The 25,054-nt window shown below is 44.5% G+C and carries 24 protein-coding genes and 1 tRNA gene; 5 read left to right on the top strand and 20 right to left on the bottom strand.

The features are described from left to right. Positions 1–309 precede the first annotated feature (309 nt). The 8 genes from MHI06_RS09900 to MHI06_RS09865 form a co-directional block, all read right to left on the bottom strand. Complete coding sequence (locus MHI06_RS09900) at positions 310–1,263, bottom strand: SDR family NAD(P)-dependent oxidoreductase (protein ID WP_340401348.1); 954 nt, start codon at positions 1,261–1,263, stop codon at positions 310–312. Between the two features lie 74 nt (positions 1,264–1,337). Beyond that, positions 1,338–1,859 carry a TetR/AcrR family transcriptional regulator gene (locus MHI06_RS09895; protein ID WP_062833578.1) on the bottom strand — a complete coding sequence of 174 codons (522 nt, stop codon included), beginning with the start codon at positions 1,857–1,859 and terminating at the stop codon, positions 1,338–1,340. 98 nt (positions 1,860–1,957) lie between these two features. After that, a complete protein-coding gene (locus tag MHI06_RS09890; RefSeq protein WP_340401347.1) occupies positions 1,958–2,182 on the bottom strand; it encodes a helix-turn-helix transcriptional regulator in 225 nt (74 codons plus the stop codon). Positions 2,183–2,273: 91 nt separating this feature from the next. After that, entirely contained in the window at positions 2,274–2,642 is a 369-nt protein-coding gene (locus tag MHI06_RS09885; protein WP_340401346.1) for a hypothetical protein, read from the bottom strand. After that, positions 2,575–3,387: a hypothetical protein gene (locus MHI06_RS09880; RefSeq protein WP_340401345.1), complete on the bottom strand. Its 813-nt coding sequence runs from the start codon at positions 3,385–3,387 to the stop codon at positions 2,575–2,577. Before MHI06_RS09880 ends, MHI06_RS09885 begins: the two co-directional genes overlap by 68 nt. Continuing rightward, on the bottom strand, positions 3,388–4,368 hold the full coding sequence (locus tag MHI06_RS09875; protein WP_340401344.1) for an ABC transporter substrate-binding protein: 981 nt from the start codon (positions 4,366–4,368) through the stop codon (positions 3,388–3,390). A 108-nt stretch (positions 4,369–4,476) separates the two neighbouring features. Continuing rightward, positions 4,477–6,078 (bottom strand): AraC family transcriptional regulator, encoded by a 1,602-nt coding sequence (locus MHI06_RS09870; protein WP_340401343.1) that lies wholly within the window; start codon positions 6,076–6,078, stop codon positions 4,477–4,479. A 51-nt stretch (positions 6,079–6,129) separates the two neighbouring features. Then, positions 6,130–8,151 (bottom strand): AraC family transcriptional regulator, encoded by a 2,022-nt coding sequence (locus tag MHI06_RS09865; RefSeq protein WP_340401342.1) that lies wholly within the window; start codon positions 8,149–8,151, stop codon positions 6,130–6,132. Positions 8,152–8,571: 420 nt separating this feature from the next. On the opposite strand from MHI06_RS09865, the gene MHI06_RS09860 reads away from it, so the two are divergent. The 3 genes from MHI06_RS09860 (at position 8,572) to MHI06_RS09850 (ending at position 10,059) form a co-directional block, all read left to right on the top strand. Next, a complete protein-coding gene (locus MHI06_RS09860; protein ID WP_340401341.1) occupies positions 8,572–8,991 on the top strand; it encodes a MarR family transcriptional regulator in 420 nt (139 codons plus the stop codon). Between the two features lie 27 nt (positions 8,992–9,018). Beyond that, positions 9,019–9,669 carry a nitroreductase family protein gene (locus tag MHI06_RS09855; RefSeq protein WP_264929779.1) on the top strand — a complete coding sequence of 217 codons (651 nt, stop codon included), beginning with the start codon at positions 9,019–9,021 and terminating at the stop codon, positions 9,667–9,669. A gap of 93 nt (positions 9,670–9,762) precedes the next feature. Continuing rightward, entirely contained in the window at positions 9,763–10,059 is a 297-nt protein-coding gene (locus MHI06_RS09850; protein WP_169478680.1) for a putative quinol monooxygenase, read from the top strand. 112 nt (positions 10,060–10,171) lie between these two features. Here the strand turns inward: MHI06_RS09850 and MHI06_RS09845 are convergent, their stop codons facing one another. The 5 genes from MHI06_RS09845 to MHI06_RS09825 all read right to left on the bottom strand — a co-directional run bounded on the left by MHI06_RS09845 (position 10,172) and on the right by MHI06_RS09825 (position 15,462). After that, entirely contained in the window at positions 10,172–11,221 is a 1,050-nt protein-coding gene (locus MHI06_RS09845; protein ID WP_340401340.1) for an NAD(P)/FAD-dependent oxidoreductase, read from the bottom strand. Between the two features lie 193 nt (positions 11,222–11,414). Beyond that, the gene (locus MHI06_RS09840; RefSeq protein WP_340401339.1) at positions 11,415–12,248 is read right to left on the bottom strand and encodes an AraC family transcriptional regulator; all 834 of its coding nucleotides are present in this window, start codon (positions 12,246–12,248) and stop codon (positions 11,415–11,417) included. A 128-nt stretch (positions 12,249–12,376) separates the two neighbouring features. Next, positions 12,377–13,726 carry an FAD-binding oxidoreductase gene (locus tag MHI06_RS09835; RefSeq protein WP_340401338.1) on the bottom strand — a complete coding sequence of 450 codons (1,350 nt, stop codon included), beginning with the start codon at positions 13,724–13,726 and terminating at the stop codon, positions 12,377–12,379. 115 nt (positions 13,727–13,841) lie between these two features. Beyond that, on the bottom strand, positions 13,842–14,402 hold the full coding sequence (locus MHI06_RS09830) for a methylated-DNA--[protein]-cysteine S-methyltransferase (protein ID WP_340401337.1): 561 nt from the start codon (positions 14,400–14,402) through the stop codon (positions 13,842–13,844). A gap of 4 nt (positions 14,403–14,406) precedes the next feature. Beyond that, positions 14,407–15,462 carry an LLM class oxidoreductase gene (locus MHI06_RS09825; RefSeq protein WP_340401336.1) on the bottom strand — a complete coding sequence of 352 codons (1,056 nt, stop codon included), beginning with the start codon at positions 15,460–15,462 and terminating at the stop codon, positions 14,407–14,409. A 159-nt stretch (positions 15,463–15,621) separates the two neighbouring features. Here MHI06_RS09825 and MHI06_RS09820 point away from each other — a divergent pair, with 159 nt between their 5' ends. Next, positions 15,622–17,043, top strand: a complete 1,422-nt coding sequence (locus MHI06_RS09820) for a PLP-dependent aminotransferase family protein (RefSeq protein ID WP_340401335.1) — start codon at positions 15,622–15,624, stop codon at positions 17,041–17,043. Between the two features lie 260 nt (positions 17,044–17,303). Here the strand turns inward: MHI06_RS09820 and MHI06_RS09815 are convergent, their stop codons facing one another. The 3 genes from MHI06_RS09815 to nrdR all read right to left on the bottom strand — a co-directional run bounded on the left by MHI06_RS09815 (position 17,304) and on the right by nrdR (position 21,617). Further along, positions 17,304–20,348, bottom strand: a complete 3,045-nt coding sequence (locus tag MHI06_RS09815; protein WP_340401334.1) for an S-layer homology domain-containing protein — start codon at positions 20,346–20,348, stop codon at positions 17,304–17,306. A 543-nt stretch (positions 20,349–20,891) separates the two neighbouring features. Further along, a tRNA-Ala gene (locus tag MHI06_RS09810) sits at positions 20,892–20,964 on the bottom strand. Between the two features lie 185 nt (positions 20,965–21,149). Further along, positions 21,150–21,617, bottom strand: coding sequence for a transcriptional regulator NrdR (gene nrdR, locus MHI06_RS09805; RefSeq protein ID WP_340401333.1), 468 nt, complete (start codon positions 21,615–21,617; stop codon positions 21,150–21,152). Between the two features lie 116 nt (positions 21,618–21,733). Here nrdR and MHI06_RS09800 point away from each other — a divergent pair, with 116 nt between their 5' ends. Continuing rightward, positions 21,734–21,955 carry an alpha/beta-type small acid-soluble spore protein gene (locus MHI06_RS09800; RefSeq protein WP_053783555.1) on the top strand — a complete coding sequence of 74 codons (222 nt, stop codon included), beginning with the start codon at positions 21,734–21,736 and terminating at the stop codon, positions 21,953–21,955. 82 nt (positions 21,956–22,037) lie between these two features. Here the strand turns inward: MHI06_RS09800 and MHI06_RS09795 are convergent, their stop codons facing one another. The 4 genes from MHI06_RS09795 to mutM form a co-directional block, all read right to left on the bottom strand. Then, positions 22,038–22,601 carry a lytic transglycosylase domain-containing protein gene (locus tag MHI06_RS09795; protein ID WP_169478688.1) on the bottom strand — a complete coding sequence of 188 codons (564 nt, stop codon included), beginning with the start codon at positions 22,599–22,601 and terminating at the stop codon, positions 22,038–22,040. Then, entirely contained in the window at positions 22,598–23,194 is a 597-nt protein-coding gene (coaE, locus tag MHI06_RS09790) for a dephospho-CoA kinase (protein ID WP_340401332.1), read from the bottom strand. The genes MHI06_RS09795 and coaE overlap by 4 nt, the downstream gene beginning before the upstream one ends. A 9-nt stretch (positions 23,195–23,203) precedes the next feature. Continuing rightward, positions 23,204–24,019: an MntP/YtaF family protein gene (locus MHI06_RS09785; RefSeq protein WP_340402087.1), complete on the bottom strand. Its 816-nt coding sequence runs from the start codon at positions 24,017–24,019 to the stop codon at positions 23,204–23,206. 90 nt (positions 24,020–24,109) lie between these two features. Then, positions 24,110–24,946 (bottom strand): DNA-formamidopyrimidine glycosylase, encoded by an 837-nt coding sequence (mutM, locus tag MHI06_RS09780; RefSeq protein ID WP_340401331.1) that lies wholly within the window; start codon positions 24,944–24,946, stop codon positions 24,110–24,112. Between the last annotated feature and the right edge of the window lie 108 nt (positions 24,947–25,054).

The following is a 25,054-nucleotide window of genomic DNA, read 5'->3' as shown; positions in this document are numbered from 1 at the left end:
GCTTTTCTTTTTTTTGCACGAACGTCTATTTTTCTTACAAGATTTACTCTTCTTCTTTGGGATAGAGTGCTTTTTTGATTTTTTTGCTTTCCGTTTAACTGTGCTGATTGAGGAAATTTTGCGTTTCTTTTTGGACATACTGCTCACAAGAAAATCCCCCCTCCTTGTACACCACGTCAAATCTCCGCATTTTACAATAGTACACTGTATGCCCGGGACTAGCTTTGTGCGCCCCCTAATCAATATGCCTATGAAACCACCATAGTTAGTGATCAATCAATTACTATTCTCTAAAAAATATATTCCCTTCTACTCACCCAGTAACTCCTTAATCGTCAACGCAACTCCCTCTTCAAAAGATGTTGCCACAACTGGGCCAATCTGTTCCTCATACTTCTGTCTACTCAAGATCAGGGGTTCCTCGGTCAGATATAACATCTCTACAATTTCTTTCATAACCGGTACACCCAGTCCAATCAACGACAAGCCCACTTTTCCTAACGCCATCACAGGTTTGCTTCTTCCCGCAGCCTTCTGTGCCATACGTACAATCTCATGACCCGAGATGATCCCCGTTCCAGGAATGTTCCAGTTCTGTCCATACGTCGTCTGCCTGCTTGCAAGTTCTACCACCATAACCGCAGCATCCGGCAAATAGATGTACTCTCTGGGAACCTTCATATTTCCGATAAAAAAAGCCATCTTGCCTTTCGCTATCGCTTCAAGCGTTGAACCCAGATAGGAAGCCTGATTAGCCGTTGGGCCATAATAGTCCGGCAAGCGAACGATCATCACCTGAGCTTTGCTCCATCTCTTGCTGAATAACATTTGTTCATAGGCAAGTCGTGTCTTGCCTTTTCGGGTATGTGGCTGCTTCGGATGTTCTTCCGTTACCTCGCTCATTTGTCTTCTACCATAAGGGTAGATTCCGTCTATTACAACCACGTTCAGACCCAGGTGTTCTGCCGCCACCATCACAGATTCGCCCAGCGGAATCAGCCTGCTCTCCATCTCGTTATACGGGACGTTTGCACAATGAAATATAACATCCGTTTCCTGGGAAGCAGCGATAATATCATCCGACCGAAATGCATCTCCCACTGCCATTTGCAGGTGATTTGGAGATCCCAACTTTACCGCAAGTTGCTCCAGTTTTTGACTGGAGCGCCCAAATGCAATCGTAGAAATCCCCCGTTTAATCAATTCCTCCGTAATTGCCGCACCTGTTCCACCTGTGGCTCCAATCACAATAGCTCTTTTCATCTTATACCGACCTCTTTCATCCATTTAGTGATTGATCAATAACTAAAATACAAAAAGGGACTTAAACTCCCTCTCTAACGATCCTTCAGCTCCGGCATATCCAATGCAGTAGATAAATTACACAACATCCCAATCGCTAAGAAAATCATGGTTCTTTTCAGCGGTTCAGCAATTCCCGCAACGGTGAAAGCTTCAAGTACCATGCTTCGTACATCACTAATGCCTTTTTGCATGGCCTGACGAATGACTTCTTCCCGAATCGTTTGCGCCTGCATCTGAAGCAAAATTTCACTCTTGTGAGATTCGAGAATCTTATCGTAGGCTTCAATTAGATCATTCTCCAACTGATCTGGCGTCGCCGTCTCCACCACAATTCGAAAAGAATCAATCACCCTAGTCCACGAGACCTCAATTGCAGTTAATAATAAAGCTTCTTTGGTTTTGAAAAAACGAAAGATATACGGCTGTGAGATCTGTGCCCGTTCAGCCACTTGAGCTGTAGTTGCACGATAATAGCCAATTTCCGCGAAGACATCAATCGCTGCAGAAATAATATCATTTCGCCGGTTAACCGACGCTGCTGTATCTTTAGCCATCATTTTCCCCTTCCAATGCACAGTTATGAATTGATCAATAACCAGAAGTATATCTGATTCATGTAATCAGTGCAAAACGCAAAAAAGTGAAAGGTCATTCATCCTTTAAGCTTACTTGGATTATAGCCATACGTTTGCCTGAAACGACTGATGAAATAACTGCTGTTCACATACCCTTCCAATTGGGCAGCCTCCGATACACCAACTTGCCCACTCTCCAGTAGCTCACGCGCCTTTTCCATCCGTTTCTGAATGACGTACGCATGAATGGATCTGCCGTATTGCTGCTTGAATGCTCGTTTTAGCTTATTTTCATTCATCATGGCCGATCGAACCAGCTCCTTTCCCTTATGGAACATGTTACACGTTATACAACTTCAAAGTCATGATCTAGTCACACCTCTCATGAGCGAACTAAACCAGATCCAGCCGTTTCCTGATGCCATCATCGTTCGTCAGGAATTGCTCGTCAGTACACCAGGCAGTAACTTTCCCGTCCAAAACCAACAAACCCGCAGACGCTGGCGCAAGCCGCTGCAGGTTGTGGAACATGTCGATGTTCAGCAGGATTCCTTGGAAGAATTCCGCAATATCATGATCCATGGGAATGGACCGGCTATGAATTTCATTTTGAGTAAACGGAAATGGTGCCAGTTTCGAAGAGAACATGGATCGTCTAAAAAAGATTCGGACGATGCGGTACAAGAGTGTAAGTTCACTGCTGTAGAAGATTACGCAATCGGGATTCCGAATCCAGCTTCGGACAACTGTCACAATACCCATGTGTATGACTTCCGTCTCCAACCAGATAAGCCAAACAACAATATCGGCGTAGCAGGAACGGAGGTCCCTGCCACCCGGAATGTTCGAAGCGCTGCAGCTCATTGGCAAATGTACATGCATTATCGTTTTGCCGATCCAGCCAGAGGCTTTGATCTTCTTGAATCTTTGCAAGCCGTTCATCTGTCTTCCAAATGCTCTGATCATTGATCATACGTGCATACAATTGTTGCACATTATGGGCAACCAGAGACCACATGACCTTATCGCTCGCTCTTGTAGCGACGGCTACCGCTCGCAGGACAGGTTCCAGATGTAGCAGCACTCTTTTCTTGAGCAAGCCACTCTCTGACCTGCGCTGAACAGGATCTTCACCCTCCAGAGAGGTTCTCTCCAGCAGAGTCTCATATCGCATGCCACCTGCACCATTCAATTCAAACCGCACATCATCGTCTGCAACGCTAAGTATAGTATCGTATAGACTGAATGCTGAAATTACGGACATCACGAATACGGAGTAACGTTTGGCAAAAAGTGTACCGACGGCCGCACTTCCTCTTCCGCCCAATTGAAGCCCTTGCTGCATAGCCTGTTCACGCAATATCAAGTTTCGTTTCTCTTCATTCAGCAGATCCTTCACACGGAAAGGATACTTGGAATCATCGCAGTCCACTTGGATCGTCGTCACAAAAAATTGCTGTAACACTTCCGACATCTCTGAATAATCATGTCTTGGATAATGTCTCATCTATTGAATCATCTCTTCAACTTCGTTGATAATCTCGCTTCGCCCAATCGCTCCCCAGCCCTTAAACAACCAGAACGAGTCTGTCGTATAGACCTGATCTGCACCGACAGCCGGCACTCCCTTCCAGAGTGAGCTTGCATTGATGTTGTTTAAATACTCATCGGCATTCGGGTCAACCTCAAGAACTACGAAATTAGCATCGATATCCGCGATTTTCTCCATGGACAGGTCCTCACGTTGTTCGGCAGGTGTCACAGTCGTTGGCACAAATCCAAGATCATGATACAAAAGTGTGTTGGTTGGATGTCCTTTTGCCGCGTAAATTTGTAAGGTCTTCTCTCTTACACGCAGATAAGCCAACTTTTTTTGATCCAGTTGTTCGATCTTCGCTTTTAATTGCTTCGCCTGCTGCTCTACCTCGGCTATCTTTTCTTTTGCCAGATCCACTTTGTTGTACATCCCGGCAATGGTCAACAGATCCTGTGTCCAATATGTTGTATCATCAACAAAATCCAGCCATTCAGTACCAAGTACAATCGTCGGAGCGATTTTCTCCAACTGATCATACGTACTCTCCGCAGTTCGACTCTCAATAACGATGACATCCGGATCAATCTGAAGGATAGCCTCCAGGTTAGGACTGTCTGCAGACCCTACCGTTGGAATGCCGGCAAGCTGATCTGCAAAGTAAGGCAAATAATCTCCTCCGTAACGAACTTCTACATTAACGCCTGCTGGTTTCTCACCAATCGTCAACATGTGATCGATGTAAGCAGCAGATAATACCACCATACGCTCTATTTTTTGCGGTACAACCGTTGTTCCTTTAAGATGCTCAATCGTTTGCGTACCACTCTCTTCCACAGGTGTATCCTGTTGCGGAGGCGTTGCTTCTGTTACTTCTGATGCCTTGCTACATGCCGTCAGAACGAGCACAAGCAGGGCCAACAGTATCATCGTTGTTGCTCTCTGTCTTACCATTTGTAGTAAATCCCCTCTACTATTTAATAATAATAATCATTATCACTATAGTAGGGAAAAGCATACAGGCTTACCATGGATTATTCCACTCTCTTCTCTTGCACAATATCACCGTAAGGTAACCCCAAGTTGCTCTGCCACATATCGCATGGCCCACATGCGTCCGGTGGGACCCAGCGTTTTGAAAAAAATATCTCCTGCATTATATACATGGCCTTCTTGAACAGCCTTTAATGCCAACCATGCACTGGATTGCTGTAATTGCCTCAGTTGAGCACGTGCGTCTTCTGTGGGATCGACCATTACAAACACATGATCCGCGTCGTATAACTGCAAATCGCAAACTTTGCTCTCTACAGCCCACTGTTGTTCCGGAAAATCACGAGGCAAATAAAATCCCATATCATCATACAATAGCGCCCCTGTCTGGTTGTTCAATCCATACATTCGGTAGAAATGAGAAGTCACCCGGATGAACATGGCACTCTGTTTCCCCCACCTCGATTGAATGCGTCCTCGAAGAACCCGGCTCAGTTCAGCATGTTGTTCAATCCACTGTACAGCCTGTTCGGTGCGACCCATAATGTCCGCCATATACAGAAGCCTCTCGCCAAAATGGTTGGTGTGCTCCAGCATGGTGGTAGGCGCGATACGATTCAGGGAGTCATTTGGCTCCAAACGATCACTTGTAATGATCAGGTCCGGTTGGACTCGCCTCAAATCATCATAGTTCTGATTGAAGCTATCCAGAATAAGTCCCTGATGACTGTGTGCTTGAAGCGCAGGTATGGCAACATGACGAGCCACCCTCTGACCATAGGATAAAGCGGATACTGGCCTCAAACCAAGCGTTATCACATAATCGTCCAACCCGTAATACAAGGTGGCAATGCGATTCACTTTATTTTTCATATATAACGTTGGGGCGATTCCTTCGTTTTTCTTGAAGACTCTGCTGAAATAGTGCTCGTCCTTATAACCCACTTGCTCCGCAATTTCCTTGATTTTATCTGAAGAAAATAACAACTGCTTGGCCTTTGCCATACGTAGTTTCAGTATATATTCAATCGGGGTCATATTTAATTGTCGTTTGAATGTTCTTATAAAATGATTCACACTAAGCCCTGCCATGCTGGCCATCTGATCAATTCGAATATCTTCCATATACTGATGCGTCATATAATCAAGTGCCAAATCCATCCCCGCTACAGGGGGAGTTGCTTCATTCACGTGCATCATTAACTGAATCAACAACTGATGCAAAAGATGTTTCCTGCGCGTCTTTTCCAGACTCGTAAACGAGTGTTTTCCACTCACCAGGGTATCCATCATCTCCTGAATATCACGTGTATTGGAAGGAACATTAAGCTTGCCCGTCACAGGGAGATCAAATGCCTCGGTATGCCAAGCATTCCGACGCCGGGTAAGTGTAACACAGGAAAATAAAATGATCTGATATCGGACAGGTGCTTCCATATCCGTCTGAAACTCCACATGCATTCCTGGCTTCAACAAAAACCACTCGTCTTGAGATACCGTATGTACAATGTTATCCATAGACAAAGATCCCTTGCCCGCGATGACCCTGCAAATGGCGAACCTTTTCCAGATCCGACGCTGAACAGCCCCCGGATTGCTAGAGTAATGGCAGACGTGGACAGCAGAGAAATGTAGCTGTTCCAGTCGTTTGATCCAATCATTTTCCTCCATGATGACGTCACCTCCCTGTTTGGATCCGATTCTATGTGAACTGATTACACTCTATTTTTCAGCTCCCAATAGTAAATTCTTTATACTATCCAACTGCAACTCCAGTGAATAGGGATCTTCCATGACGAACTCATCCTCTGTACCATCCAAGGAACCATAGGCGTAGACTTGTCCTTTCTGCACAGCAGGCAGACGTTTCCACACCTCGCTGTTCAGGATCTCTTTGGCGTCCTCACTACCCGAACCATATAAGAAGATATGATCTCCCATATACTCAGGCAGTACTTCAAGGGAGATCGTTTCGAATCCATCCTTCATTTCGAGTGCTTGCTGAGTTGGAGGCAGTTTCAGCATCTCATAGATCGTGGAACTACCATAGTTCCCGCCTTCTGCACCAAGTACATACAACGCTTTGTACCCTATTTGTATGATGGATACGGTCTCGCCTTCTTTTATTACACCATCAATCTGCTTCTTAGTCTCTTCGATATTCTCTTCATATGTCGTGATCCATTGCTCTGCTTCCTTCTCTTTTCCAAAAACACCAGCAATCCGGCGCAGCTTTTCCAGTGGGCCAGAAGTTTTATCACCTTCCCAATAAGGTAAAAAGACGGTCGTTGCAATTTTTTCGTAATCCTCAATATTTTTATCAATGGAACCGATGATGAGATCCGGCTCAAGTGACACTAACTTCTCCAGATTCATTGGGAACTCTCCTCCCAAATCCTCAATACCCGCTATAACATCAGCAGCAATGCCAGACTTTTCAATCCATCCTTCGTTCAGCATAAATGTTCTTACACCAACCGGTACTACGCCCAGTTTCAGCAGGTACCCCATATATTGATCTGAAGCAACACGCTGCGGATTGGCCGGAATCACCACATCTCCTCTCAATGTAGAGACCGTTCTCGTCTCTGGCATTGCAGTCGATTTCCCTGCCTCCGTTGCCTGGTTACCCGATTGTGCAGTAGTCGCATTGGTCTCTGTTTGTGTACCACTTGCAGACGGTGCAGGACTGGAACAGGCGGCGAGTAATAGCGTGAGACACAGCATCATGCTTAGTGCTGTCATTTTGAATTTTCCTTGCATCAGTAATTCCCCTCCAACATTCTTTTGATATTGATAATCAATATCATTATATAAAGAGGAATGTAGTGGATGAAGGGCATTTTCTTGCATCACACTGGGCAAATCTTGCTTATAGTTCAATTCCAATGCCTTTTTCGGCTTAATTAACCGTTGGCTTAGTCCTTTTTTGTAGCGAATTGGAGATAGTCCTTTGATTTTTTTGAAGCTGCGACTCAGCGAATGCGCATCCGGATAACCGACCTGTTCAGCAATCTGTTGCAACGTAGCATTCGTATGGACCAGAAGATGTGCAGCTCTCTCCATTCGGATCTGTCCAAGATATTGGATGGGACTAATGTTCAACTTTTGTTTAAACAATCTGGACAGGTGCCCCACACTGATTTCCAATGCTTCTGCCATTACATCAAGAGCTATAGGTTCATGCAGATGAGCATTCATATATTCAATAGCCTGTGTGACCGTATCCGGTTTATATGGCTGAATGGATTGTCTATGTAAGTCTTCCAACAAAAAATATACCCATTGATGAAATAAGGTTTTGGCATGTAACTTTGCGAGTTTCGTGGAAAGTTCCCACTCCCGTTTCAATTCCTCCATACATTGATACATGTCCAGCGGACGGGTTGGTACAAGTGCATATTGGTCCTGAAACGGACGTTCATGGTCCATCAGATGCTGAATTTCCGTACCACAGGGCAACGCCAGAATGGCTTTGTACAAAATCATATAATACGCCACGCCCGAATCCGTCTCCATGTTTAAGTACGCCTGCTTGCCCCCATGAACAATGTGGAATCCATCCACGATATATCTGTGTTGATCCATTCGTATACTTGCACTTCCGTCGATGATATATAGATAGGTACTCGCAGGCAGTTGATAATTCTTCAGCTTCTCCCCAGGATGCAAAGCGTTTTGGCGCACATCCAGTATTTTCACAAAAACATGATTCCACAGCCTGATGTGATCATTCAAATTCATATTCTTTATACTTACCCTCCGATCCAGATGCACCTTCATGCCTTCTCAGCTGTTGTATGAACTACCTGTTACGTTCGCTCGTTATGTACATTTCCTTTTATTATAAATCAATTGATAATAATTCTCAATAACTTGTGCAATCGATATAAACTTATGCAGATGGACATCCTATACAGACGACAATGCTTATGTACCGGGATAATACAGGTATAATCATCCTCTTCTTCTGAACCTGTTGCAAAATATTAAAAGGCATGATATATTAATTGAGCCATCAATGATTGAGGCATCAACTATTGATACATCAATGATCGAGAGCATCCAAATAATCATTAGGCAATGGCATTGTATACTGCAACTTTAATTATTGGTTAACATACGCCGTTGTTCATGATTCAGATTCACCCGGGAGGTCTAGTCATGACACGTAATGTTTCCAAAGAAGAACAGATCATCAACCTGCTGAACGTGTTGGGCAACAAAATCAGTCCCAAGTTCGAACGCTGTACGGGTATCAGTTCCTCTCGCTTTGAAATTCTGCATGAGCTGGATCAGGTCGATGAGATTAACCAATCCATGCTGCAGAAAATCATTAACATTGATAGTGCTGCGATTACACGCCACTTGAAACAGCTTGAGGCGGACCTGATGGTTACAAGACGCAAGAACCCCGAAGATAATCGGGTAACTTTTGTACGTCTGACGGACCATGGTCGGAAGCAGATTGAAGGCTACAAAGCAGAGAAGACCAATTTCATCAACCAAATTTTGCAGGATTTCAGTGAAGACGAAGTTCAGGCTCTCGCCGATTACCTGGAACGTATGCAGAATAATTTCTAAACTTATATATAGAGGAGAGATTTATCCATGAGTACAATTGAAAGTAAATTCCAAAAGACAAATGATTTTAACGAAATTACTTACGGCCGCCGTTCTGTTAAGCTTTACGATTCTGAGGTAAAAATCAGCCGTGAAGAAATGACAGAAATTCTGGCAGAAGCTTCACGTGCACCTTCTTCCGTTAATATGCAACCTTGGCGTTTTCTCGTTGTAGATACAGCTGAAGGCAAAGAAAAACTCGCTCCTCTTGCTAAATTCAATCAAAATCAAGTGTTGACTTCGGCAGCTGTGGTTGGCGTATTTATCGACATGAATAATGCTGAATACCTGGAAGAGATCTTCAGCAAAGCGGTAGAGCATGGTTACATGCCACAAGAAGTTAAAGACGCACAAGTTCAATTTGTTAAACCTTACTATGACAACATGCCTGCTGCCGATCTTCGCGACGTTAACCTGATTGATGCAGGTCTTGCTTCCATGCAATTGATGCTTGCTGCACGTGCTCATGGTTATGACACCAACCCAATCGGTGGTTACGAAAAAGATCAAATTGCAGAAGCATTTGGCATGGACAAAGAGCGTTATCAACCGGTTATGTTGATCTCGATCGGTAAATCGGCCAAAGATGGTCACCCTTCTTACCGTCTGCCAGTAGATACAATCACAACTTGGGCATAATATCAGGGACTGTTTCCCTGTAAGTTACGATTGAATTGGTCAATAAACATACATTCTTAACACAATTTAAACACTATATGGAGGTTTTATATTATGATTATCATTCACGCTCACCTGCAAGTTAAACCGGACCAAGAACAAGCATTCCTCGCAGCTACGAAAGAACTCATTGCTGCAACACGTCAAGAAGAAGGCAACATCAGCTATGACCTGGCGAAAAGCACAGAACGCGAACAACAATACACGATGATCGAGCTTTGGAAAGATGAAGCTGCTACAGCTTCCCACAACACAAGCGCGCATTTCCAAGCTTTTGTACAACAAGCAGCAGCATTCATGGCCGCTCCAATGAACGTTGAAGTATTTGCTGGAGAACAAGTGAAAGCTTAATAGCTCATTGACTGGCATGCGTAGTTGGCATGTGAAGAAGCCGCTCTTAGTCTTATGACCGAGGGCGGCTTTTTGGTTCCCTTTTGAAAATACGTTCACTTCAGATCAACGATTACTTGATGTACAAATCTTTCATTAATTCGCGGTTTTTCTGAGTAAACAAGTCATTATGCGAGGAGACCATCCCGTGTGCATTCGCATCAGGTGCCACATGCAACTTCGCCCGGTTCACGGCATTGGCTGCGTCCTGGAACGCTCCGGCAATCAGATGAAGCTTTCCTTCATGATGCAAAATATCACCCGCAGCATAGATGCCCGGTACGGATGTCTCGCTGACCGGCGTTCCTGCAATCCAATGATCCTTCATATCAATCTGAATATGACTGTTGACCAACAATTCCTTATCGCGCTCATAGCCATAGTTAATGATGACCTCATCCACTGCCAGCTCAAGCATTGCGCCATCTTCATTGCGTTTCAGCACAACCGTCTCAATCTGTTGATGATCATCTGTAGCGACCAATTTCTCGATCGTTGTATTAAGCAGGCATTCCACCGAACTGCTGCCAAGACGAGATATTTCAGCTTCATGCCCCTTCAGTGTATCTTTCCGATACGTCAGATAGACTTGTTTGGCAATAAGTGCGAGTTCATTTGCCCAATCAATCGCCGCGTTCCCTCCACCCGAGATGAGAACTGTTTTGTCTTTGAAGCGGGAGAGTGATTTGACCGTGTAATGTAGATTGGTCACTTCAAAACGTTCTGCTCCCTCAATCTCCAGTTTGATTGGCTTCAGGATTCCTCCCCCAATGGCCAAGATCACAGTTTTGGAGTAATGCACCTCTGTGGAGGCTGTGTGCAGTGCAAAATAACCCTGTTCATCTTTGGATATGGACGTGATCTTTTCTCCAAGAACCACCTCTGGTTGAAATGTCAGTCCCTGATTGACGATCTGTTCAATCAGCTGTGCACCGGGAACAGGTTGTAACCCGCCCACGTCCCAAATCATCTTTTCAGGATAGACATGTACTTTCCCGCCCAGATAGGGCTGGAATTCAATAATTTTCGTTTTCATCTCACGCAATCCACTATAAAAAGCCGAAAATAAACCAGCGGGTCCTCCGCCGATAATGGTTACATCATACACTTCATGCTCTTTCATCCTGTATACCCTCATTTCTAAATATGTTCTGCCCAATGATGGGCGGGTTCACGTATTGGAAACATATATATTAATAATGATTCTCATTATCATTAAATATGATAGCAAGGATGAGCGCTCATGCGAATACACAAATCACGAAACCCATATGTATTATTGTCTAATTTAATTTAAGTACAAGTTAAAATTAGTATTATTGGTTTTCTAACTGATCCGCATATGCTGTGGGTGATACACCGAATTTATTTTTAAAAACTCTACTGAAATATAACGGATTAGGATACCCTACACTGATGGCCACATCACGAATAAGAAAATTCCCCGATTTCAACAGATCCCTTGCCCTCTCCATACGATGATGGATGACATAATCAATGGGTCGTAATCCTGTGTACTTATGAAAAAAATAGGAAAACTGTTTGGAATTCATGCCATGTGTCTCTGCTAACTCGTCCAGTGTCAGCGGATTCATGTAATTGACATTAATGTAGGACAGAGCTTCCTCAATGACCTGTTCACTCGGAGAAGTTACACTTTCCCGCTGCCTGTACCCCATTAGAACCTCGACCATGATACTCAGAAATAGTTGCTTCACTCGAAGCTTTTCCATCCCCCCAGAATGATAAGCATGTTCTTGCAACATCGCCAATAATTCTACGATCCTCGGATTAACTGCCTGATCCATTTTGAAATGGACACCCAATACATTGTGGACGTCTTGTTCTTTTTCATCATCCATCTTGTCCGGCCCATAGAATACAGCGTAGTATTCATACTCGGTTTCACTGATCACTCGGGAATCCATCTTCATGCCTGGGGCCGCATGAAACACAGACCCCGGCCGTAATTCATATATCGTTCCATTGACCGTCATTCGTGCTTCTCCACGCATCACAAAAAGAAACCCGTACTTCTCGGTTTTAAATTCACGCAGTATACTTCTGGGCTGGATCACCAATCGGTTGACCTCATGTATCTCATAATGACTGCTTGCAAATGTGTTGGCTAACTGATCTACATCGATCATGGCGTGTACCTGCTTTCTATATCAATGAGTTGATTTCATTTTTGGTTTTGGCATTTATACTAACATACATAGCAAAAAACACGCCAATTAAGGCGTGTTTCTTCACTCGTTGAACAGGTTACAATGGATTATACTCTCCGAGCCGGCGTGATACTTTGCGGATTGTTGAACACATTTTTCGGATCATACTTGGCTTTGACTCTCCGCAGTCTGGCATAGTTGGCGCCATAGTACACTAAACCGGAATTTTTGATCCCTTGGTCCGGAACGTTGATATAGGAACCAACAATGTATGGTTGCAATTTCTTACGCGTGTTCCGAGTGAGTGCGATATTTTTAGCCGCCTGGGACTCCTTCGTCCACGTACTGTTCCATTCCACGTAGAACTTCTCTTTACGCCAGAAGAATGCGGTTGATCTAGGCGATTTGCGACTTACCGCTCCGCCCCAGTTGAGGAAATAGAACCCTCCTGGCCCCTCTTCCAAGTTCTCCAAGAATGCTCGCATCGATTTAATGGCTTTGTCGGGGAATGGTTTTCGTCCAAAACCGGACGAGAACTGGTTACTGAACCTTTGAGTTTCGATCGGATCAGGAAGCAATAAGAATTTCACAACTTCCGTATAAGGTAACAAACGAACAATAGAGCTCGTTGGTGTACCAACACTCGTAATCGGCTGCAATAGACGGAGAGCCCCTGTTTTTGACCCTAAGAACAACCCCTCCATGACGACATTGCCACCCTTTTTCGGTCCGATGGACAACTCGCTGCCCAATCTCGTATCAACAGAGGGAGCCCACTTCTGCCAAACTTTGAGCACCTTTTCGAATTGAGCCCATGGCCAGGTAATCTTAAATACAGTCGCCTTCGCTGGAGCACGACGCACCTTGAATTTGTAGTGGGTATATACTCCGAAGTTACCACCGCCGCCTCCCCGCGAGGCCCAAAAGAGATCCGCATTGCGATTTTTATTGGCCCGAATCACTTTGCCGTTCGCATCCACCATCTCCACCTCAAGCAGGTTATCACTGATGAGACCGATGGTACGCTGGAGAGGCCCAATTCCCCCACCTAAAGTAATTCCACCGATCCCTACAGAGGGGCTGTCACCAAAAGGAGCTATAAATCCTTGCTTGGCGAGGGTATTCGCAATTCTTCCAACTCGGTTACCCGTACCCACAACAACGGTTCCATTTTTTTTATCAAGCTTGATGGAATTCAGATCACTGACATCAATCACAATTCCGCCGTTAACCTGTGAAAGATTGACCTCAAGCGCATGTCTACCACTACGCGGCCTGATCGGTACATTGTTTTCACGAGCCCATTTGATGGCATTGGAGACATCTTTCGTTTTTTGGGCAAATACAAAGACTTTAGGATATTTGTCAGTATGCGGGTCCCAGTTTTTGCGCGCCGCTTCATATCCCGGATCTCCTTTATAAATAACCCGTCCGGTAAGCTTTGTTGATGATTTCACACGTCCCACTCCCTATTGAACAAATGTTCTACAGTATTGCAACACAAGGCACTTTATACTGTATGAAGGGCATTCGCGGAGGGAATGGGCGAATGTATAAAAATAATCTAACCTTCTAAAAATTGAATCGAGAATGGCCCGAAACCGTGTATCTATCGTATCCTTCAAGTTGAAGCAACTTATCTTTCATCTTTAATCCGCCACTATAACCAGTCAATGTTCCGTTTTTGCCGATGACACGGTGGCATGGAATGACAATTGGAATCGGATTCGCTCCATTGGCGCTGCCCACTGCACGTATGGCTTTGGGATGATCGATCATCTTCGCGACCTCCAAATAACTGCGAATCTGCCCATATGGAATTGTCATTAACGCTTGCCACACCGAAATCTGAAATTTCGTCCCCTGTAGATCAAGAGGAATCTCGAATGCCTTACTTTTCCCCTCACAATACCATTGCAACTGTTCCACATATGGAGAAAGCCTGTTCTGATCTTCAACTAGATTCGCATGAACAAACTTCTTGGTGACCCAATCCTTCATATTCATATGGATATCATCCGGCATAGATATCAGGCATAATCCTCGCTCCGTTGCAGCTACATTCACCGGCAAGTCGTTGAACAGGCTGTTTGTAAAAGTTGTCCAGTAAATTTCAGTATGAATTGACTTCATTCTCTTACCACCCGGTAGCTATTGGAGCTGTACCTGTATGTGTCGGAAATAGTGGCAACACTTCCTCCGCCAACTCCTCGATCACCTCGGCGGGTGGCCGACTCGAAAATTGAATACCAAGTGCAGCATGATTAACGCCGACTGCTCGCCATTCCTCCAGAAGCTGAATCAGACCTGCCCGTCCTGTACGTAATATGTACCCGCCACGAAGCGGTGTTCGAGGATAATTGACATCTTCCACAAGATCAATCCATTCGTTCGTCATATGCGGCTTGAACATGCCGTTAGGTATTTTTTCACGCCATGCATTGATCTTACGTCCGAGCATGCGGGGGCCGGAATCATTAGCCGTCGCTTCAGGATAGGTAAGCCAACCATCACTGTGCTCTGCGATCCAATCCAAGGATTGCCTGCTTGAACCTGTCACAACAAGTGGTATACCACCTGTTGCAGGCTTAGGTAACAAATCAAGCCCACTCATTTGACCAAGCGAAGATTGAATCGTGGGACTGTTATGCTGAACCAGTTCACGAAAGAATTTTACGGTATCACGAAAACGCTCATCCCGATGATCCACATGTAATCCATATGCCGGAAACTCAGCAGGACGATCACCTGATGCAATGCCTAGTACAAGTCGTCCGCCCGAAAGTATATCAATGGAAGCGGCTGCCTTGGCTAAATCAATCGGATGGCGAAGCGTGAAAATGGCACTTCCTGTTACCAGGGATACATTTTTGGTTCTTGCAGCAAGGTAGGCCAGATAAACAAATGGATCGAATACCTGCCCGGCATCTCGGAATCCAGGATCAAATAGCGGAACATCACGCACCCATACGGATGCAAAATGTTGTTGATCGATTATATCCACCAAGTCAGCCTGACCCTTCAGAACATCCATGTTACCCGTATAAAATCTAAGCGGTAGAAATAGGCCTATTGTCAATTGATCCGGGGCAAACATCTGCCGGAAACCGGGATGATTATGAAATGCATCTACATTCAGTGCGGATTGTTGACCTCTCTCCATTTGTCCAATGGAGTCTGTATTTTTATCCAATTCAAGTCTCCTCCTAAAGCAATGGTGATTCCCGTCATGGAGTGCTGTTCCCACCAAGACAGGACGTGATACAATTGTAATCGTCCATTGACCCCATAAGTAGTGACAAAACTAAACTATATTATAGGGTCAGTTGACAAAACCAATAGGAGGTTATATATGATCGATTTAACCTTATTGCTGAAGAGAGAGTCCGAAGAACCGTTATACACCCAGCTATATCAATATATTAAGAAAGAAATTATGAACGGAAAGTTGCCAGCCCAGACACGGCTTCCATCCATTCGATCCCTGTCTGCACACTTACATATTAGCCGTAACACCGTCGATTTGGCCTATCAGCAGTTATTGGCAGAAGGCTATGTGCTAAGCAAACCAAGAAGTGGCTTATACGTTATGGATCTGCAATTGGATTCCTTACCTTCATCTCATCATGTTCGTAAAACAGGGTCGGAAGATCAATCACTGGCTCATCCAACGATCCAGTACGATTTTCGATATGGTGATGTGGACGCTGAGCATTTTCCACTTGCGACTTGGCGTAAATTATCCAATCTAAGCTTACAGCAGAACCATCAGCCCTTATTTTCTTATGGTGATCCTCTTGGAGAACCTGGCCTTCGAATGGAAATTGCCAAGTACCTGCACGGATCAAGAGGTGTGAATTGTTCACCAGATCAAATCATGATCGGTGCTGGCATTCAATATTTACTTGCCGTGTTATCTGGATTATTAGGACCCGATAACCGCAGTATAGCGATGGAAGAGCCTGGCTATGACAGTGCTCGAACGATTTTTCAACATCATGGTCTACAACTTAGTCCGATTCCGTTGGAAACGGATGGGCTTCATATTCAGCAGCTCTATGAGAGTCAGTCCCGCATCGTGTATATAACACCGTCTCACCAGTTCCCCTATGGGATGGTCATGCCTCTCCACAAGAGAATGCAATTACTGAAATGGGCAGCAGATCAAGATGGCATTATTATTGAGGACGATTACGATAGCGAGTTTAGATATGTCGGTAAGCCGATACCTTCCCTACAGGGCTTGGATTCCCATCAACGTACGGTATACCTGGGGACTTTCTCAAAATGCCTGCTTCCTTCATTACGTATTGCCTACATGGTTCTGCCTAAAAACTTGCTGGAGCTTCACAATAAGCAAAACTACCGCCTGTATGATCAGACCGTTTCACGTTTTCATCAGAATACACTGGAGCTTTTTATGAGAAATGGACATTGGGACGCCCACATTCGCAAAATGCGCAAAGTATATCGACAAAAGCAATCCATACTGATTTCAACGATTCAGCAGCTGATGGGCTCTAACGTGACAATCATTGGTGAGGATGCAGGACTTCACATTTTGCTGCGTGTGCATAATGGAATGCATGAGCAGCAATTGATTGCCTCAGCTGAAAAGGAAGGTACCCAAGTCTATCCTGTATCGCCCTTCTGGGCACAACAAGCTCAGGCTGAGCAATCCATGGTTCAGATCGGTTTCGGTGGTTTGAGTATGGAGGATATTCAAGAGGGAGTACATTCGCTTCATCGTGCTTGGTTTGGAGATCGTAAATGATAAGGTTACATAGAGTCTTTCGCGGCAATTGGATCAATTGAAGGCTATCCCGGCAACGCATCATGGGATAATTTAAGTACAAAACAAAAAACACGCCATCAAAGGCGTGTTTTCTTCCCTATTATATGGAGCCTAGGGGGATCGAACCCCTGACCTCATCGCTGCCAGTAGATTAGATTATTGCGGTTGTGGATTCGCATGCCGGAACGTGGCTTTTAGAACAAATTTCAGCTATTATTCAGTTCAACCAAAATCCAATCCTATATAAAATTTAATAGTTTCAGCATACGAGAGAGAAGTGTAACCATTTCTGCCCGAGTTGCTTCTGCTTGAGGCTTGAAATTACCTTGCTGATCGCCTTTAATAATACCTAAATTAAGCGCTTGATTAATAGAATCCTCCGCCCATGATGAAATGGATTCCACATCTGTTAAAGCTAACACCCCATTATCTTTCTGCAAAGAAGGATTAGCATTAGTAATAGCTCGAGTAAGCATAACCGCCAACTCCTCACGTGTCACACGGTTGTTGGGACGGAAAGTCCCATCACTATATCCCTTGATTAATCCCGCCTGCTCAGCTGCTATAACATCTGCTTCATACCATTTCCCATCCACATCAGAAAAGTTAAATTCAGTGTTATTCAACGGAATTCCTAATGCACGTACAAGTAATGCAGCTGTTTCTGCTCGGGTAAGCATACCATTCGGATCAAAATTCATTTCGCTACGCCCCTTAACGATGAACTTAGCTGCAAGTAACTCTATATCCGACTTTGCCCAATGATTCTGCATATCTACAAAGCTAACTCGACGATCCATTACGAAAAAGTACCCGTTTCGCATACTCTTCACAATTGCTGTGACTTTACCATTCTCATTTATGAATTGAGCAGGAACAAAGGTGAACAATTGCTTCTCTTCATCCCAAAATACAACTGTAGCAAAATCAGACTCTTGGCCATCAAGCTCAATTTTTCTTTCAACATAAGCTGTGAACGCTGAAATCTCAGAGTTTCTACCTTGATCATCAAGTCTATTAACATTGAACACAACTGGCCCTGACCAAACATTTGCGCCAAGACTCTTCTTAACTTCAACAAATTCTGTTGTCGTATCTGCTCTGCCTATTTTAATGGTTAGATCATGAGTATCCCCTGCAATCGCCATCTCTTGAATGGGTATGGTAATTTCATCTTTTAATGTAATGAACTGCAGTTTCATGGATGGCGAAATAGCCGTTAAATGCGTTAATGTCTCTTTACTAATAACAAACTCTGCGAATTCACTATCTGATTTGATTGTAGCAAATCCTTTTTTCAAATCATCAAGTTTTAGTTCCACTCGTTGCTTTCCATTAGCTAACACAGTCTCAATGTAATAGGATACTCCAGAACTTGTTCCAGAACTTATTCCGGGGCTTGTTTCAGAACTTGTTACAGGACTTGTTCCAGGGCTTGTGTTACTTCTTGCAATAATGATTAAAGGATAAATTGCTTCATAAGTAGCACCATCAGCTGTTGTCGTCGCTTTAAGCGTTACGCTCTTATTCCCCTCTGGATAGGACGGGCGTTGTACATAACCTGTCGCACCATCTACCAATTGATTATTTGAGGAAACCCATTGAATGCTTCTACCTTCCTCATCAGTTGCTGGAAGACCGAGATGTCCAATAACTGATGAAGCGGTATCGTTAGTAACATAAGTTAATTTCGGAATATCATACACGTTGAACTTCGCAGTATTGCTCGTAACTTCATAGTTACCTATACGTTGATTAGGATCAATTATTTCAGTCTCTATCGTATAATTTCCAATTGGGCTGCTTTGCTCTGCAAGCGTCACATATTTCACAGATATATCGTCATTGTTCAGCACACCTGTTACAACACCGGTCAGGGTGGGATTCCCATTGTTCACCCAACGAGATATTGGGTGAGCCGTCACTGTCAGCGGCGCTTTTGTAACAGATAGACTACCTGCAGTTTTGGTTACTTCGTAATTTCCCAGCTTATTATTCGGGTCAATCAGTGACCCTTCAATCGCATAGTTCCCTACATCACTTGCCTGATCGGCACTCGTAGCATAAGTTGCTGTAATCCCATCTGACGAGAAACCTCCTGAGACCGTTCCTGTGAAAACTGGATTGTTCGTACCATATTCACGCGTCGCACCATCTGCGGTTACCGAAAGTGACGCTTTCGTAACAGATAAACTACCTGCGGTTTTCGTTACTTCATAATTCCCTAACTTGTTATTAGGGTCAACCAGTGTTGCTTCAATTGCATAGTTCCCTGCATCACTTGCCTGATCGGCACTCGTAGCATAAGTTGCTGTCATGCCGTCTAACGACAAGGCGCCAGTTATTGCCCCTGTGAAAACAGGATTGCTCGTTCCATATTCACGCGTTGCATTATTTGCTGTAACTACAAGCGGCCTCTTATCGACCGTCATCATAGCAGAACCAATCGAAGCAATATGAGTAGGGTCTCCATCGAATAGCGCTGTTAGTATATGATCCCCTATTCCCGTATTAACCGAATAGCTGAATACGGCTTCACCATTGCCATTCGTATCAGATGAACCAAGAACGGTTCCATCCAGAGAAAATGTGATTCTTTTATTCGATACTGCCTGATTTTGAAAATCCAGCAATGTAGCTCTGATCTCCTCTGTATCACCATAAGTTGTTGTAAGCTGATCCAACTGCAAAATAGTCGAATAGTCCCTCTGCTGAGAAGCTACATACGTCCTGAATGCAAAATCAAAATTGAAATTATTCCAATGTCCAAAATAATACGGTGTACCGCCAGTATATGCACTAGGAGTGTATATTCTCCAAGTGACTTGGTTTACTTGATTTGGGTCATTATTGGTTGTCTCCATCATCATGCTATACTCCTTATTAGACTCCACGTAAATCCCTTCGTCAAAATTAAACCGAACCCATCCTCCCGGAAAAACAGGCACAATACTACTGCTTACCTTCGCTACGCCTAGTACTGTCCCATTAATATCGGCGCCTTCATGAATCGTCAAGCTTATCTCCCGCTCAGCAGCTGAGGATTGAGCAAGAAATACATCGACATCGTACATCCATCCCGTTTTGCCTGCAGTAAAGCTTTGTCCTACTCCCTTTGATCCGCCATGCGAATCCGGGATCGTATTGTCTGTATCCGTTGTTTGATCAATTGGATCAACGGATGACGCTAGGCTAGATTCCGACATTGCGAAAGCAATCAATAAAATACCAATTACGATAAGAACTCTTTTTTTTAAAAGGTTCATCTTTCTTGCATGTAACATGGTTGCAACGCTTCCTTCCGTTCTTTATTAGTATGTAATATGAATGTTCTTATCTAAAAATTAAAAACGCACCTAACTGTTAATATTATAATACACCATAATCTTTTCACTACTAGGATTAATCTATAAAGAAAATTCAAAATAAACTTTGATATTTACTTCTACAAATTTCTATAACCTATTATGCATAGATGCGAGATATGCAAGGTTCTTCGCCCCTAGTAATTTCCCCCTATAAAACACAATCAAATGTTTTAACGACAAAAAAGCTATAAATCACTAAATTAGGTTCATAGCTTATTAGCTTCATATATAAAAAAGTTATAGCTTAAACATTCAAATAATAATGTGGTATTACTGATCGTGGTGGGAGAGAGTAAATGCGATCCAAAACATGGAGTAGATGAACTTAGCCACTTCACGCGTACTCAAACTACCTTTATACATGTGAGTGATCGCCTCAGCTTGATGAGTATATATTCCGATTAATAAAGCAATAAAAAACCCTTGCTCCGCAAGGGTTTTCATCATTTTAAGTTTATATGGAGCCTAGGGGGATCGAACCCCTGACCTCATCGCTGCCAGCGATGCGCTCTCCCAGCTGAGCTAAGGCCCCAGGATATGAAATGAATAACTTGTTCAGCACTGCTACGTTCCGCAGGCGACTCCTATATCATATAAAATCCAGCTTTCGCTGTCAATCACTTTTTCATGCTCCAAAGTGATTGGAGAAGAACAACCGATTTCACTGGCACACACGGACTGGAACCCCAGACTGCTCTTCTCCCCTTACCCACTTCACTAATGCTCCCGATCGTCTTTGGACAACAGGGATTTTAGTTCTTTCATGAACATATTGATGTCTTTGAACTGGCGATACACGGAAGCAAAGCGCACATATGCCACTTCATCGACTGGAAACAGCTGTTCCATCAATAGCTCACCAATCTGGCGACTCTCGACTTCAGCATCGGCAGTATTACGCAAAGACTTCTCTACCTCAGATACCATCATCTCCAGCGTCTCTACAGAGACTGGACGTTTCTCACAGGCACGAATAAGCCCACGGAGAATCTTGTCCCGGCTGAACTCTTCCCGGCTGCCATCTTTCTTAATAACGATCAGCGGTGTTTCTTCAATCATCTCAAACGTTGTAAATCTTCTGGCGCACTGCTCACATTCACGACGGCGACGAATCGACTTCGATTCATTAGCTGGCCTTGAATCAAGGACTTTGGTGCCCAGAAAAGCGCAATAAGGACATTTCAAATCAGATCACTTCCCACGTTTTACTTTTTACCACATATTCCCTGTACTCATTTTGTAATGAAAAACGCATTGCCGACACATAATACTTTTACCAACCCGCGAGGAGGTGAACAGCAATGGCACAAAGCAACGGTAACTCCAACAACTTGGTGGTAACTAAAGCTTCCGCAGCCCTCGAACAACTGAAATATGAAGTTGCTCAAGAACTCGGAATCAGCATCCCACAAGACGGATACCAAGGTAACATGACTTCTTACGAGAACGGTTCGATCGGTGGATACATCACGAAGCGTCTGGTAACAATTGCAGAACAGCAATTGGCAGGTCAATACCAATAATATCTGCATCGTAATACGCTACACAGAGGAGCATGGAGCGGCCGGTGAACAACCGGCCTGCTCTGTGCTTCTACTTATATACTCAGAACGTATTATAGATCTTTACATACTGATTATAATAGTAAATGACCCTTTGTACATAGTGACGCGTCTCACCAAACGGAATATCTTTCACCGTATCGAATGAGCCATCCCATACACCATCTCTAAGCCAACTGTTCACTTTACCTGGACCCGCATTATAGGCAGCGATCATAACGGCTTCATTGCCATCGAATTGATCGGACAGATTCCGCAGATACCATGTACCTAATTGAATATTTCGTTCTGGCTCGTGCTTCAATTCCTCCAGTGAAGTGTGAGGAATTTTGGCTTGTTCCAATATCCAGTTCGCAGTGTCCGGCATCAGTTGCATGAGCCCAATGGCACCTCGTTTGGATTCCTTGCTTGTCTTGAAATTGGTCTCCACCTTGATAATGGAAGCAATCAGAAACGGATCAACCTCGTAGCTCTGAGATTGGGCACGAATCTCTTCCTTATAATGAATCGGATAGAACCATGCCATCCAGTTTGTATTCAGAAATAGCACGAGTACAAAGGACACAAACATCAACAGCAGTACACGTTTCTTGCGTAATATTTTCATAACAAACCCTTACGTTGTAGAAATGAGTCAATTTGCTGCTCCGTCTCTGACCATATGCTGCTGTTATCGATGACAATGTCTGCAAGCTGCTTTTTGCGCTCAATATCCATCTGTACATCCATCCGGGCTTCAGCCTGTGCCGCAGTCATTCCATCCCGAATCATCAAGCGATCTCGTTGGACTGACCTGGGAACATATACAACCATCACTTCCTCGAAACCATCTTCCAGACCCGATTCGTATAACAAAGGAATATCAGATACCACAAGTTTATCCGGATGTTGCACCGCGTATGCGGCAGCCCGTTCACGCATCTCTCTACGGATCGCCGGGTGTGTGATAGCCTCCAATGCCTTTCGTTCCTCGGGTTGTTGAAAAACAATACTTCCAAGCTTTTTCCGATCCAGTGTTCCATCTTCGTTCAGTATGGCTTGTCCGAACCGCTCAACAGCGGCGGCCAACACGGGATGCCCGGGCATCATAACTTCCCGGGCAATAACGTCTGCATCGATGAGCAACGCTCCCTTACTGGCGAGATAGGCGGAAACACTGCTTTTGCCTGTCGCGATCCCGCCGGTTAAGCCTATATTCATCGTTTCACCTCATAACAGCTTCATTATTCCCATAATCATTAACAATAGTGCTGGCAATACAGACAGTCTTCGCATCCAGCGCAGAGCTGAGAAACGCAGTCCAACCTTCATGCCGAGTGACAGAAACGCCCCACTAAACAGTGCAATAATGAGTGCCGTCCATAGTGTAGGAAATCCCAAAAGTGCCGCTCCCAATCCTGCCCCAAACGCATCCAGAGACAGTGCAATACCAAGCCACATCGCTTCCTGGGCAGATATGCTCCCCGAGTTATCCATATCCGCCTTGGAGGGACTCCGAAGGATCTGAATGACGACCCCCAGCTTACGCAACTCCAGTGTAAATACCATTCGTTCCAACGAGCCACCAGACGCCGATTGCTCCAGATCCAGCGCAAGCACCTGATTTCTACCCTTTGAATCCGACAGCGTCTCTTTTGTTTCTCCAACTTCAGTTACCTTTGTTTCCGTTCCCTCGTTCGTTCTAGTGTCTGTTTCCAGCTGTTCTTTGCCTTGCTTTCGAATAAGTTGCAACAGTGACCATGCACCAATGCCTATCAATATAACGGCTCCCACAATCGAAGCGATATCCGGTGACACCACATGGGACAACAGCACACCTACTTGCATCGACAAGGCAATAACCAATCCCGAACAGATCGAAATAACAGCGATAGATAACAGGGGAATCTTAGTCCTCCGTAACCCATATGTAATCCCGACTCCAAAACCATCTAAACTAAGCGCCAAAGCAAGCGCCAGCAATGAAATAAAATGATGCAGCACCCCGGATTCCTCCTCTGTGCGGTACTCGTGCCAACTGAAGATGCCAGTATGGGTATACGCCCGCTTATTTCTGCCATATCAGTATATGGAGGGAGGAATCCAAGGGTGCTATGATTTCATCATTTCGTTCATTCAGATCATGTTCAGTGGCTGACAGTTCGGACAAAAATGCGTACCACGGCCACCAACCACCGTTTTTTCGATTAACGTACCACATGTTGCACAAGGTTCCGATTTGCGTCCATAGATTTTCAGTTGATGCTGGAACATGCCCATCTCACCCTGTCCATTCACATAGGATTTGATGGAAGATCCGCCTGCATTCACTGCATCTTGCAACGTAGCCACAATCGCTTCATGAAGCACCGTTAACTGAGCTTCGGTCAGTGTCTTGGCGATGGTCTCGGGATGGATACCTGCGCGAAATAGAGCCTCGTCCACATAAATATTCCCGATGCCGACCACATATGCCTGATTTAACAGCACAGCTTTGATTTTGGTTGTCCGCTTGCCAACTGCCTCACGGAATGCAGTTACCGTAAAGGCCGGATCAAGCGGCTCCAATCCCAGCTTCAGCAAAGGTTTCGATACCAGTTCCTCTCCTGCATTGAACAGGTACATCGTACCGAACTGGCGCACATCCTTATAACGTAATTCCGTACCGTCATTAAAATGGAAGATCACATGGGTATGCTTCTCCACATCTTCATGCTGCTCGTACACACCGTATCTTCCTTCCATCCGCAGATGGGAGACAAGCACCAGCCCGTCCAGCAAAATACGCAAAAACTTGCCTCGGCGCTCCACCCCAATTACGGTATGTCCCGCGAGTTCCAGTGCAAATGCATCTATGTCGTCCGGCCGCTGAATAATCCGCGGCAAGCTAACGGTAACATGATCAATGGTCTTGCCTACAATAAGCTGATTCAATGTTCTTCTGACTGTTTCGACTTCCGGTAATTCCGGCATGATGTTCTCACCTCCCCTATATTATAACGGAAGATGGCGCTCAGCGGGACCCTTTTCTTATATCGAAAACATGGAAAGGTCTATTGTAAAATACCGGAAAAACCGCGC

The organism is Paenibacillus sp. FSL H8-0079 (assembly GCF_037991315.1).
In the GTDB taxonomy this organism is placed as follows: Bacteria; Bacillota; Bacilli; order Paenibacillales; family Paenibacillaceae; genus Paenibacillus.
This window is presented reverse-complemented; position numbering and strand designations above follow the sequence as displayed.

Bases quoted from the DNA above. Each gene is read 5' to 3' on its own strand.
- MHI06_RS09900 (WP_340401348.1), bottom strand. From the start codon at position 1,263: ATGAAAAGAGCTATTGTGATTGGAGCCACAGGTGGAACAGGTGCGGCA.
- MHI06_RS09895 (WP_062833578.1), bottom strand. From the start codon at position 1,859: ATGGCTAAAGATACAGCAGCGTCGGTTAACCGGCGAAATGATATTATT.
- MHI06_RS09890 (WP_340401347.1), bottom strand. From the start codon at position 2,182: ATGATGAATGAAAATAAGCTAAAACGAGCATTCAAGCAGCAATACGGC.
- MHI06_RS09885 (WP_340401346.1), bottom strand. From the start codon at position 2,642: ATGGGTATTGTGACAGTTGTCCGAAGCTGGATTCGGAATCCCGATTGC.
- MHI06_RS09880 (WP_340401345.1), bottom strand. From the start codon at position 3,387: ATGAGACATTATCCAAGACATGATTATTCAGAGATGTCGGAAGTGTTA.
- MHI06_RS09875 (WP_340401344.1), bottom strand. From the start codon at position 4,368: ATGGTAAGACAGAGAGCAACAACGATGATACTGTTGGCCCTGCTTGTG.
- MHI06_RS09870 (WP_340401343.1), bottom strand. From the start codon at position 6,078: ATGGAGGAAAATGATTGGATCAAACGACTGGAACAGCTACATTTCTCT.
- MHI06_RS09865 (WP_340401342.1), bottom strand. From the start codon at position 8,151: ATGAATTTGAATGATCACATCAGGCTGTGGAATCATGTTTTTGTGAAA.
- MHI06_RS09860 (WP_340401341.1), top strand. From the start codon at position 8,572: ATGACACGTAATGTTTCCAAAGAAGAACAGATCATCAACCTGCTGAAC.
- MHI06_RS09855 (WP_264929779.1), top strand. From the start codon at position 9,019: ATGAGTACAATTGAAAGTAAATTCCAAAAGACAAATGATTTTAACGAA.
- MHI06_RS09850 (WP_169478680.1), top strand. From the start codon at position 9,763: ATGATTATCATTCACGCTCACCTGCAAGTTAAACCGGACCAAGAACAA.
- MHI06_RS09845 (WP_340401340.1), bottom strand. From the start codon at position 11,221: ATGAAAGAGCATGAAGTGTATGATGTAACCATTATCGGCGGAGGACCC.
- MHI06_RS09840 (WP_340401339.1), bottom strand. From the start codon at position 12,248: ATGATCGATGTAGATCAGTTAGCCAACACATTTGCAAGCAGTCATTAT.
- MHI06_RS09830 (WP_340401337.1), bottom strand. From the start codon at position 14,402: ATGAAGTCAATTCATACTGAAATTTACTGGACAACTTTTACAAACAGC.
- MHI06_RS09820 (WP_340401335.1), top strand. From the start codon at position 15,622: ATGATCGATTTAACCTTATTGCTGAAGAGAGAGTCCGAAGAACCGTTA.
- MHI06_RS09815 (WP_340401334.1), bottom strand. From the start codon at position 20,348: ATGTTACATGCAAGAAAGATGAACCTTTTAAAAAAAAGAGTTCTTATC.
- MHI06_RS09800 (WP_053783555.1), top strand. From the start codon at position 21,734: ATGGCACAAAGCAACGGTAACTCCAACAACTTGGTGGTAACTAAAGCT.
- MHI06_RS09795 (WP_169478688.1), bottom strand. From the start codon at position 22,601: ATGAAAATATTACGCAAGAAACGTGTACTGCTGTTGATGTTTGTGTCC.
- coaE (WP_340401332.1), bottom strand. From the start codon at position 23,194: ATGAATATAGGCTTAACCGGCGGGATCGCGACAGGCAAAAGCAGTGTT.
- mutM (WP_340401331.1), bottom strand. From the start codon at position 24,946: ATGCCGGAATTACCGGAAGTCGAAACAGTCAGAAGAACATTGAATCAG.